The organism is Schlesneria sp. (genome assembly GCF_036405755.1).
Lineage (GTDB): Bacteria > Planctomycetota > Planctomycetia > Planctomycetales > Planctomycetaceae > Schlesneria > Schlesneria sphaerica.
Genome location: NZ_DASWWZ010000240.1, coordinates 1 through 11965 on the forward strand (window position 1 = coordinate 1; position 11965 = coordinate 11965).

Here is an 11965-nt window from a genome sequence, read left to right on the forward strand (position 1 = left end):
CCCGATCAGATTGCGGTAAGGTTTCCTGCCTCCCGCGACGCGAATGGTGAGACGCAGTACACCAGCTACACCTATCAGCAACTTGATCAGAAGAGCGACGATCTGGCGATGGGACTGGAGCGGATCGGTATCGGACGTGGCGTGAAAGCGGCGCTGATGGTCCCCCCTTCGCTGGAGTTTTTCACGCTCACCTTCGCCCTGTTTAAGGCGGGTGCCGTTCCGGTCCTGATTGATCCGGGGATCGGCATCAAAAACCTCGGCAAGTGTCTGGCCGAAGCCGAACCAGAGGCGTTCATCGGAGTGACGAAGGCCCATCTGGCACGACTCCTGTTCGGTTGGGCAAAGCGGTCGATTAAGCATCTGGTGACGGTGGGACGACGACTGGCATGGGCAGGGCGGACGTGGCAGGAGGTCGCTGCCGAAGGACGTACCCGTCGGTCCTCAGAGCAAAACGGGACAATAGACTGGCACCCCGCAGCGACGGAAGCAGAAGAGACTGCCGCGATCCTGTTTACCAGCGGCAGTACGGGAGTTCCTAAAGGGGCAGTCTACTCGCACGGAAACTTTGCGGCCCAGGTCGCGGCGTTGAAAGCAGCACTGCAGATCGAACCGGGAGAGGTCGATCTCTGCACATTTCCTCTGTTCGCACTTTTCGCTCCGGCTCTTGGTATGACGGCCGTCGTCCCACGGATGGATTTCACGAAACCGGCCCGTGTCAATCCCGCCGAAATTGTCGGCCCGATTCAGAGGTTCCAGATTAATAACCTCTTCGGCTCGCCAGCTTTACTGAATCGGGTGGGACGGGACTGGAGGCCAGCGGTACAGGGCCACTCCCCCTCGAACGCGCAAACCACGGATGTCATCGAGAAATGGCCGTCGCTGCGCCGCGTCCTATCGGCGGGAGCCCCTGTCTCTCCGATAATCCTCGAACGCTTCTCGAAGTATTTACTCCCTCAGTCGCAAATTTTCACGCCGTATGGTGCGACAGAGTCTCTGCCCGTGGCCGTGATCGGCAGCCACGAAATCCTGGGTGAGACACAGAAGTTGACCGCGCAAGGAGCGGGAACCTGTGTCGGAAAACCGGTCCCTTCAATCCACATCGAAATTATCAGAATTACAGATGAACCGATCCCCGTCTGGTCTGAAGAACTCCGCGTCCGGCCCGGCGAGATCGGTGAGATCGTCGTCCACGGGCCGATGGTCACACAGGAATACTACAATCGTCCCGATCTCACTGCGCTGGCAAAAATCCGCGATCCGGAATCAGGACGAATGCGGCACCGCATGGGGGACGTTGGTTACTTCGATGCCCAGGGGCGGCTCTGGTTCTGCGGCCGCAAGTCGCACCGGGTGGTCACCCCCGCGCGGACCTACTTCACAGAACCGGTCGAAGGAATTTTTAACCAGCACCCGGCCGTGTTCCGCACGGCTCTGGTAGGCGTACGAAAACAGGGGACCGTCGAGCCAATCCTGTGCATCGAACGTTATCCCCGCTTCCAGTCACGTGACGACCAGAAGCGGACGAACACCCAACTGCTATCGGAGCTCCGGGACCTCGGGGCAAATTTTGAGCTCACCACGCCGATTCGCACAATGCTCTTTCATCCTCACTTCCCCGTCGACATTCGTCACAATTCCAAGATCTTCCGCGAGAAGCTGGCCCTCTGGGCCGCGACCGCTGTCCGCTAGAAACCAACCGCGCGCGACGGTTACACTCGGAAACGGCCACAGTCGCCACTCCGAACGACAGAGCCCCTGTTCGTGAGGATGTTCCCTATCCAAGCCGAGGACGACCGATGATCCGAATTGCCGCGGGACTGCTGATGCTGACACTAGCGGTCTCACCTGCGTTTGCACAAAAAGAGGCTCTGTCTCACAGCATTCGCGAGCGGGAAGCAGCGACATGGAATATCGCTCTCAGGATCTGGGAGCTTGCGGAACCGGGCTATCAGGAATTTGAATCAGCTCGTTTGCTGGCGGATTTACTTGAGAATGCCGGCTTCCGTGTCGAACGCAAAGTCGCTGATATCCCCACCGCTTTCACAGCAACTTACGGTGAGGGGTCGCCGGTCATCGCGATTCTCGGCGAGTACGACGCACTCCCCGGCTTGTCTCAGCAAGCAATTCCAGAGCAGCTTCCCCGTCCTCAGGCCAGTTATGGACAGGCCTGCGGCCATCACCTGTTTGGTGCCGCCTCCGCATCCGCGGCCATCGCGGTCGCTGAGCAAATCAAGGTAGGCAATCTGCGCGGCACCGTTCGTTTTTATGGATGTCCGGCCGAGGAGGGGGGAAGTGGTAAGGCCTTCATGGTACGCGCGGGGCTATTTCAAGACTGTGATGCAGCGTTTCACTGGCACCCTGCGGGTCGCAACACAGCAGGCGACTCATCCTGCCTCGCGCGTGCTGCGGTCAAGTTTCGCTTTGACGGCCGTAGCGCCCATGCGGCAGGTGCTCCCGAGCAGGGACGTTCCTCACTGGATGCTGTCGAACTCGCCTGTCATGCCTCGGAATTGCTTCGTGAGCACACACCGGATTTTACACGCATTCATCATGTCATCACCAGCGGCGGTTCGGCCCCCAACGTCGTCCCCGACTTTGCAGAGGTCTTCTTCTACATCCGCCATCCCAAGGCTGAAGTGGTGCGTGAACTTTACCCGCGACTCGTGAAGTGTGCTCAGGCGGGAGCACTCGCGACCGAAACGAAACTCGACGAACAGTACCTCGGCGGCACAATGGAACTGCTGCCGAACGACCGGCTCGCTCAAATCGCCCTGGCGAATCTGCGGGAGCTGAATGACCTCAAATATGATGAAGAACAGGCGACCTTCGCACTGAAAATTCGTGAAACCCTGATGAAACCGCAGCCACTGGAATCGATCAATCAAGTTGCCGACACCAGCGGCGAAGTCGGCAAGGGATCAACCGACGTGGGCGACGTCTCGTGGGTTGTGCCCACGGCAGGATTCACGACCGCCTGCTTTGTCCCGGGAACTCCCTCGCATTCGTGGCAGGCGGTTGCGGCCGGAGGGACTTCGATCGGAAAACAGGGGATGCAACTGGCTGCCCGAACCATGGCCGCCAGCGTCTGGGACCTGATGTCACAACCTGAAATCATTCAGCAGGCGAAAGCGGAACACGCAGAACGACTGGCAGGCCGAAAGTACCAGCCGCTGATTCTCCCCGGACAGGCTCCACCGCTCGATTACCGTAACACGCCGGGTACTCCCTGAAGTACCAGATTCGCAAACGTGCTGTCATTTGTGGCTCGCCGGTTGGCGGGCATTCGCAACACTCTGTCTGACAGTCGTATCAGTGGACGGGCAGCGGCGGAGTTCCTTCGATCAGTCGTCGCAGCAGCACGGGGTCGACACGGCCCCGAAACCGCACCTTGCCGTCGAAGATGACGACAGGGACGCAGGTCCCGTATTTTTTGGAAAGGGTCGGATCACTTTTGATGTCGACGTGATCCGGGATTGGCAGCCAGCGATGATGCTCGGCAATGAGTGCCGCCGCATCCTCGCAAAGATGACAGCCCGCGCTCGTGTAGATGGTCGCCGACTGGAAGCGACGTCCGGGAATTGCAGGCTGCCAGGTCTCTTCGACGAACATTCGACGTCCCCACAAGATATTCCAGCCCAAAGCGGCCAGTCCAATTGCGACCAGGATCCAGATTGCCTGATTGCTATACCAGAACGCAGGGAGCCCCGGCATCCGTGCGAACAGTTCAATCCCCCGAAGCAGGATCAAGCTCACCCCGGCTCCCACCAGTAGCCGCCCGAGAGGGACCAGTCTGGAATTACGTTCCACGTCAAAAACCTCAACCGAAGATCCCGATACAAGCCCGACAAACGATGCGACGTGAGCTTACCCGACAGTGGCCCCCCGTCACAGACCAGCCCCCTGTCATTGCGCCGCAGGGAAGGGCCCGCACAAGGGGCTCGGACATGGGACTGCGCACGTACACTTGCAAGTCTTCACTTCACCAAGGTTACTTACCCGCCTCGATCAGCGCCTGATTCGAGCCTCAGCGCGGTGCGAGTCCTATCCCCTGATAGGGAAACGGACGAAAAGCTTCTCCGTCAATTCTGGACAAAAAACTGCTCGAACCTGCAGAATCGTCGCATCAGACACAAAATGTTAATTGAGTAATCTTCATTCCGTGAAGCAGTCGGCACACTTGAATACATCCCTGCTTTCCAGCAGTATTTTCTCACAGGTCTCCTGGTGATTCTGAGATCACACTTCCCGACATTTCATTGGCACTTCAGAAGCGACTCGCGAGGAATCGTGTGAGTGATACGACCGTCGTCATCGAGAATTGCCTGGACCGCCTGAAGCGGGGAGAGCTGGATGCGCGCGATGAGTTGATGTCGCGCATATCACACCGTTTGCTGGCCTTGGCGCGACGAATGATGCGGGACAGTCCCCGTGTGGGACGTTGGGAACAGCCGGAAGACCTGATGCAAGGCGCCGTGATGCGTCTGCATTCAGCACTCGCCAGCATTGTGCCGCAAACCGTTGAGGATTTTCTCAGCTTCGCAGCGGCCCTGATGCGGCGCGAGCTGACCGACATGGCCCGCCACTACCTTGGTCCGGAAGGGATGGGAGCCCATCATGAAACTCCGATACCCGGCTCACTGATGTCGGAAGGCGCCCAACTCCCGATGGTTTCTTACGACAAACAGTCCGGCCCGTATTCACTGTCTGTCTGGTCGGAATTCCATTCTTCAATCGAACTTCTTCCTGAATTCGAGCGGCGTGTGTTTGATCTGCTGTGGTACCACGATCTGACCCAGGCCGAGGCTGCAAAAGTGCTGAACGTCAGCGAACGCCAGCTTCGTCGTTACTGGCAATCCGCCAGGCTGAACCTGAAAAAACTGATTGATCGTTCGTGGGATTCCAGTCAGCACGCCTGATCCCGTGCCGCTTCGTACCTCATCGGGAACACTCTTCGTGAACATGGATCAACCACTGTCCGACGAAGAGCTGTTGGCCGATCTGCTGCTGGATTGGGAAGATGCATGCCATTCTCAAACTCCAAAGTCCCCTGAGCAACTGTGCGGACCGCGCACTGACCTCGTCCACGAATTGACCCGACGCATCGAGATTCTGGGGTGCATGGACAGGATGCTGGGGGCTCGATTGGCCGAAACCCGTTCCATGAGTGAAGATGAGTTCGCCCGAATTCTCCCCCCTGACTTACCCTCAGTCCCCGGTTTCCGAGTGATGGATGAAATCGGACGTGGAGGAATGGGGATCGTCTACAAAGCGACCCAGCTCAATTTAGAACGGGACGTGGCTCTCAAGCTGATCAACAATTTGAGCCAACGTCCCCAGGTGCTGATCGCCCGTCTGCGCAATGAGGCGGACGCGCTCGCAAGGTTGAATCTCGAAAACGTCATTCGAGTCATCGACGTCATCGATCTGGATGGAATGCCCTGCCTGGTACTGGAATATGTCGACGGAAAGAATCTTGCTCAGCGGGACACCAAATCTTCGATCGATCCCAAGTCCGCTGCTGAGATCGCACTGACCGTTGCCCGAACGATGTCGAGTGTCCACGATCACGGGATTCTCCATCGCGACCTCAAGCCCGCAAACATCCTGATGAGCAAGAAGGGGCTGATCAAGATCAGTGATTTCGGCCTGGCAAAACACCTTGCGGGCGATACGCGGGCCTCACTAACAACCGAAGCAATCGGTTCGCCCAGCTACATGGCCCCCGAACAGGCCGTCGGAGCCTCATGTGAAATCGGCGTCTGGACCGACGTGTATGGCATCGGTGCGACACTTTACGATCTGATTACAGGCCGCCCCCCCTTTCTCGGGGCGACACACCTGGCGACTCTGGAACAGGTCCGTAACAACGATCCGGTCCCCCCCCGATTGCTGGTCCCTGAGATCCCACGAGATCTCGACACCATCTGCCTCAAGTGTCTGGCAAAAGACCCTCGCAACCGATACCCCTGCGCTGCTGCACTGGCATCGGATCTGGAAAACTTCCTCGCGGGACGGCCCATCAGCGCAAGACCCCTGGGGCCTTTCGGTCAGGCCTGGCGCTGGTCGAAACGCAATCCCGACCGAGCCGGACTGATCGCCGCCATTGCACTGAGTTTGCTGCTGGCAGTGGGGGTGGGTGCCTGGGAAATCACTCGCATCCATGATGCCGCACTGGAAAAGCAAAAAAGTGAGAAGGAACTCGATGCCGCATTGAAACAGACCCGAACAAAAGAGTTCTATCTGGCCCTCGCCGAAATCAGCGATCGCAGTCTCCAGACCCCGCGGGAATGGAGCTGGATCAATCTGGATCAACTGAAACTGGCGGCCCGAATCGCTCCCCCCGATGATCAGGCAGCGATCTACCGCTTGCGAAGCGAAGCGACCCGGGCGCTCGCCGCGCTCGATGCCAGAAAACAACGAGAACTTCTGCACGGATATGATTCGTACACGATCGAGTTCACTCCCGATGGGTCACTACTGGCCGCAGGAGAAAACACGGATCTCAACGGCAATGTCAGGATCGCACTGGTCGAAACAAGCACTTGGGAGCTGACTCACACCCTGGAATTTCCCGCCAATGAGCAATGGATGCGTCTGCGGCCCGATGGGGTTCGCTCATTGTTGTTCAGCCCTGATGGCACGAAATTGTTCGTCGGAAGTCGAAGCGGAGAGATCTGTGTCTTCGATATGGCAACACGGCAGCACATCCGTCGATGGAAGGCCCATTCAAACTATCTGCACCGCATCCGTTTTTCGTCCGATGGCCATGCACTGATCACCTGCTCGAAAGACAAAAGCGTCAAGAAATGGTCACTCGACGGACAGCTGCTTGCCAGCATCGAGAAAGAGTCCGAGTTTACGGATCTGGTCGTCGTTAGTGACCGTTTTTATGCTCAAACCCCCATGATCGCAGTCGCCGGTATGTCACCGTTATGGCTGCGCGAGTCGGATTTTCAGACCTTTGAACCAGATAGAGATCAACTGGACTGGATCGTGCAAAACTACGAGGTGGCGGTCGCCTATCCCGACGGCGGTGGCTGGGTGCGAGACTCGATCGAAACGTACGAAATCGCGGATTCGCACCGGCATTCATCGCTGAGGCGGATCATCGATCGCCGAGCGAAGTTCCGAGACGCCAGCCTGATGCACGGCATCGGAATGTCGTCCGACGGCCAATGGCTGGTCACCTCCAACGCCGATGCAACGAAATTGTGGGACCTGATCGCCGGTGAACGGGTGGCGTTGATTTCGACGGGTGGTCGCGGCCGGATCGTCGGCCGGTTTCATCCGTCAAAAAATCTCCTGGCTCTGTGCGGAGATTCTCGACTGAAAATCTACGAACTGTCGACGCACGACGTCTGGACAGCGCGCCTGCAGCAACCCCACAAATTGCATCGGGTTGCGATCAGTCACAGTGGCGAGACCATCGCCGCGACGCGATCCAGCCGCTTCTTTCGGAAAGACTCAGGTGATTTTGAAGAACTCAATCAAGTCCTCACTGGCTGTCTGGAACATGCCGAAATTTCTCTGCTCACCACGATCGAGACGGGACAGGCGACCGAAATTCAGTGCGTGCCGGGTGAGCATTCGATCTGCTTCAATCACCAGGAAACGACCAGTCTGCGGTTCTTTCCCCTCGACGAGTCCGCTAAACACAGGGTGATTGAATCGCCCGAGATTATCGAGGCAGAGATCATCCGATTCTCACCGGACGGCAAGAGACTCTATTTCGTATCGGAAAGTGTGACGAGCAATCCTTCACACGCGGATCGAGATGCGGATTCGATCAAAGTTTTGGACAGGGCCACTTCAGAAATCAAGACGCTCTGGATCAACAGCGTCTCTCAAGAGAAGCTGCGAGTCAGCAGCATCGAATCGTTCGCCGTCGGTTCGACGATTCTGACGTGCACCTCTCTCGATGGAAGTATCCGTATCCTCGATCCCTCGACCGGCGCTGTCCGCCACAAGATTGACCTGAGCGGGATCGCAGATTCGATCTCGCTGTCACCGGACGAACGGACGATTGTCGCGGGAACCCGTGATGGCAATCTGCTGGTCATCAATTCTCAAACCGGTCGTATCGAGAAAAGAGTTCCCGCGCACAGGGACAGCGTATCCGCCGTGACGTTCGCCGGAGGGAACTTGATCGTGTCGGGTTCACGGGACGCCGATCTGAAGCTGTGGCAACTTCAGAACGAGGGCTCGCTCATAGGATTGCTCACGCTGAGCCCCCTTTCCGATCAGGTCAAGTCACTCGCGGCAACGGCAGACGGAAGAGCAGTCGCCGTGCTGATCGAAGACGAAACCGCCGTCCGTATCCTTCGAGTCGATTTGCTCAAACAGCGACTCGCCGAATTCGGCCTCGACTGGTGATATCCGGGCGAAGGAATCTGCCAGTTGAACCTACGGTGAACTATATGTCGAGTCAGGCAGGAGTCTAACCAGGTACTGAGTTACCCATTCAGATGGAAGATCCCGCGATTTCGCAGGTACGGTCACGGAGTTGGGAGAACCAGTCGTACTGGCGTTCTCATTCGGCGCGTTAGTCATGTTCCAAGGCGTCGATTCGGAGTTGTTGCTATTCGAAATGGACCGAAACGTCGTCGAAGTACATATCGAACTCGCCATGGCCACCAAGTTCGACGGTCATTCTGGTTGCTCCCGCTGTTTGTACTAGGCGAATGTATCATCACCCGGTCAAGGCCTGCTTGCGTTAGAAATGCGATCACGGAAACAACTCCAATGGACAAACCAGTGTGATCTCTGGGTATACAACCTCTCGAAGGATTGAACGGCCGAGCTTTCAGAAGGCGCCTTCAATTTACGGTTGGCTCGCCACGGTCACATCGAGAGATGAATCTTAACATCGTGTCGCGCAGGGGAAGCGGCCGTGGAGACGTCGCATACGAGATAACCTGTGCGGGGCACTCACCTTTGCAATAGGTCGCGCTGGCGGGTTTACAATGACGCGTGCTGCAAAGGGTTTTGCGCCGAACGGGTGCACATGAGCACTTTCGATTCGGGCGATCGGTTAGTGTCGGTCGTTGGCTTCAAACATGCTGTTCCCTTTTTTGCGTCCCACATGCAAACAGCAAACAATAAGCCTAAAAAAGAAAGCTAGCATGCCTCCCCCCCGGATCACGTCATCAGAGCCCACCTCATAGTGCGCTCAATGTGACGTTAGCTAGACGGAGTTGCAGTCAGCGCGGATGTTCAGTATGGTCCACTGGGCTCGGTGGCAGCCGTGGGGCAATCGCTCTTCCGCTGCTTTTCTTCCTTCCTCTCCAATGCGATCGAGAGTATTACTGATGATTCGAAGAACGATATTGGTCATTATGATGCTGGTGGAAGTCGGTTTCTGGTCTGGATCCGCCAAGAGGCTCGACGCCTCGCTTGTACACGCCAAGGCCCGAACCGTCTCATATCAGTGGGACAGCTCTCAAGAAGGCGATTCCGCAGTCGTCTCGGAGGCCGAGTATGGAGGATCCGGCCTCGCCTATTCCTACATCGATGAGCATGGATGGCAGAAGCTGGGTGCTTTGTCTTCGGCAACTGTTTCGTCTTCAACTGCTCCCGAACAGAACATCCTTTCGCGAGCTTCCTGGAGCGACATTGTGACGATCGCGGGAGGAGATACGCCGCAGTACGTCAATCTTAGCTATCGCGTAACCGGCAATATCTCAGCGACGGGAAACAACGCCCATGCGAGTTTCGTGTTGAAGGCGACCACCCACACGACGGTTCAGGCAAACGAATGGCGATACTCAGGTCGAGTAGAAGGTGGCGGGCTCTATACCGAGAGCACCAGCCATGGATGGGATGACAATCCGGGGGAGAATTGGCTAACGTTCAAAATGTATTTCTATCCTGTTCTCTCGCCACAGAACGAATTGCTCGGCGTCGGATCGTATACGGTTGAGGCGACGACACTCGTCGGTGTGCTCGATGGTACGTCGATCGCTGACTACTCGCATACGGCGGTGCTGGCACGGGTGACATTGCCTGATGGACGGACGCCAGAGGAGGCGGGTTACACGTTGACGTTTGAATCAGGCCTTACGTCGCCAAATCTGTTGGCGACTGCCGTGCCTGAGCCGACGTCGATCGGGCTGTTGAGCGTCGGCGGAGTGTGCTTCTCGCTCTGGCGATTGCGTCGAGGCAAGTCGGCTGTAGCATGTTGAACACGAGATCTTCGGGGTTGTTTACGTTGCGGTGCCACCCCGCTCGAAGCAACGTCCAACAGCGGCACCTCGATTGAGTTCCGCTCTCACGAGTGAGATAGCCAGACGCTGCTGTCTTCCGGCTCGACCGTCAATTGTAACGGTAGAGCCTGCTCGGGACGGCACTGATATAGAGAGGGTCACGGGGACGCTACATTTTTGCCGTAAGCGACAGACATGCTTGAACGTTCGTAGAGCTTTCTGTTGCGATTGTCGGTCACACCGAACGCAATGCACTCCTGTCGAATTACACCAATGTTGGTTGTCACTCTGCGGGCTGAGGAGGGGCTTCGTCCGTGCTGTGTCCCCGGGGGTGTACTCCAGAAAATGCAGTGTCTCAATACTGTACCGCATTGGAGATCACACCATGATGTGTTGCAGTTCAACATTATTCGGACGGACGTTGCTCGAAGATAACAATACATTTGTCATAGGGCGGTTTGGCAATCTTGCCGCCCCTTCTTCCGAAATAACCAATGTGCTCGGGCCATTCGCTGTCGTCCAGTTCGCAAACTTGAATTTCCCACCACGACCATCGTGAGACGTGGGTCTTCTTGATGAGTTCCAACGCTTTGGTCAAGCTTCTTGCTGCGTAGAAGACCATTTCATCAGCACGGTAGTTGCCGGGAACCCCCATGATTTCGTGATGAAGGACGATGAATATCTTCATTGCTCGGACGTCCGAATTAGAAGCAGGAAACCAACAGGAAGACAGCATATTCCGTTGACATGAAACTGGCTCTACATCCTATGATTCTTTATCGTCTTGACAACAAATCGAACCAAACTACCACATGCGGATTCCTTAAACGCGTTACGACCTACGTGCGATGGCGAAAAAAAACTCCGCTCAGCACCTTTCATATAAAAAGCCGAGAAACCGCCTCCGTCATACAACTGACGCGGAAGTATTCGTCTCGCTACTTTGTTCTCAAGCAACATTGTCTCAAGCCGCGAAACGATGATTCGGCTTCTCAAAGACTCAGCATCTACTACTTGGCTTTCCCGCGCAGAAAAAGTCGGACGCGAGAGCCAACGCTGCTCGATCTCAATGAGGATGTGCCCAACTGTGTAATCCTGTTTTGACTGAACTATCGCATACAGATCATGATAATCGGGGTTATCTCGATCGTCCATAGTCCGCATGATCCACATGGGGTCATGTATTGAACTTCCAAGCAGGTTCATGACGATTGGCGCCATCAGTCTTGCGGCTTTGTATTGGAACATTCTACTCTCCTGCGACTCTAAAGCGCAACGTAACAAAGTTCGTCAGTTTGACCGTCACGAAACCTCCCAGCGCAAGTTCTGCAACCAATTTTGAGCGACAAATGACAAGCCCTAGTTCATAGTGCGCGGAAAACGCATATGATAGCGACATGCTCCATGATGGAGGGCCACAGGTGGAGGGGAGCCCAGGGCCAGCGCGCACTCGGCGGTAAATAGGTAAGATGGGGTAAGTTGCGCCAGGGGCCTAATCATCATACCTTGATGCGATTGTTTGCGACAAGAAGCGAGCTGCGGCATTAAGGTGGATCATGGCGAAGAAAGACTCTGGTAGCGTTCGTCTGAGCTTGGATGAAATCATTCCGTATTTCGCGGACCTCGAGGATCCTCGTTCTTCCATCAATCAGAAGCATCCCCTCGTGAGTGTCATCGTGATCTCCATCATGGCCGTGCTGGGTGGTTGCAGTGGCCCTACGGGAATCGCGGAATGGGCAGAACTGAAGAAGGACTTCCTGCTG

9 protein-coding genes are annotated in these 11965 nt (G+C 56.3%); 6 read left to right on the forward strand and 3 right to left on the reverse strand.

Going from position 1 to position 11965, the window contains the following annotated elements; translation table 11 throughout:
* Both VGE80_RS08550 and VGE80_RS08555 read left to right on the forward strand, forming a co-directional pair.
* Window positions 1-1689 (forward strand): fatty acid CoA ligase family protein (locus tag VGE80_RS08550; RefSeq protein ID WP_440592355.1); only part of this gene is annotated, 1689 nt, incomplete at its 5' end.
* A 107-nt stretch (window positions 1690-1796) separates the two neighbouring features.
* Window positions 1797-3230, forward strand: coding sequence for an amidohydrolase (locus VGE80_RS08555; RefSeq protein ID WP_397570915.1), 1434 nt, complete (start codon window positions 1797-1799; stop codon window positions 3228-3230).
* Between the two features lie 79 nt (window positions 3231-3309).
* Here the strand turns inward: VGE80_RS08555 and VGE80_RS08560 are convergent, their stop codons facing one another.
* The gene (locus VGE80_RS08560) at window positions 3310-3807 is read right to left on the reverse strand and encodes a glutaredoxin family protein (RefSeq protein ID WP_440592356.1); all 498 of its coding nucleotides are present in this window, start codon (window positions 3805-3807) and stop codon (window positions 3310-3312) included.
* A gap of 482 nt (window positions 3808-4289) precedes the next feature.
* Between VGE80_RS08560 and VGE80_RS08565 the strand changes: the two genes are divergently transcribed.
* The 3 genes from VGE80_RS08565 to VGE80_RS08575 all read left to right on the forward strand — a co-directional run bounded on the left by VGE80_RS08565 (window position 4290) and on the right by VGE80_RS08575 (window position 10181).
* Window positions 4290-4916 (forward strand): RNA polymerase sigma factor, encoded by a 627-nt coding sequence (locus VGE80_RS08565; protein ID WP_373651102.1) that lies wholly within the window; start codon window positions 4290-4292, stop codon window positions 4914-4916.
* A gap of 43 nt (window positions 4917-4959) precedes the next feature.
* A complete protein-coding gene (locus VGE80_RS08570; protein ID WP_440592357.1) occupies window positions 4960-8373 on the forward strand; it encodes a protein kinase domain-containing protein in 3414 nt (1137 codons plus the stop codon).
* A gap of 935 nt (window positions 8374-9308) precedes the next feature.
* Window positions 9309-10181: a PEP-CTERM sorting domain-containing protein gene (locus VGE80_RS08575; RefSeq protein ID WP_440592358.1), complete on the forward strand. Its 873-nt coding sequence runs from the start codon at window positions 9309-9311 to the stop codon at window positions 10179-10181.
* A 427-nt stretch (window positions 10182-10608) separates the two neighbouring features.
* On the opposite strand, the gene VGE80_RS08580 is transcribed toward VGE80_RS08575, so the two are convergent.
* Window positions 10609-10890, reverse strand: coding sequence for a hypothetical protein (locus tag VGE80_RS08580; protein ID WP_440592359.1), 282 nt, complete (start codon window positions 10888-10890; stop codon window positions 10609-10611).
* 71 nt (window positions 10891-10961) lie between these two features.
* Window positions 10962-11450 carry a hypothetical protein gene (locus VGE80_RS08585; RefSeq protein WP_440592360.1) on the reverse strand — a complete coding sequence of 163 codons (489 nt, stop codon included), beginning with the start codon at window positions 11448-11450 and terminating at the stop codon, window positions 10962-10964.
* A 308-nt stretch (window positions 11451-11758) separates the two neighbouring features.
* On the opposite strand from VGE80_RS08585, the gene VGE80_RS08590 reads away from it, so the two are divergent.
* Window positions 11759-11965 (forward strand): transposase family protein (locus VGE80_RS08590; protein ID WP_440592361.1); only part of this gene is annotated, 207 nt, incomplete at its 3' end.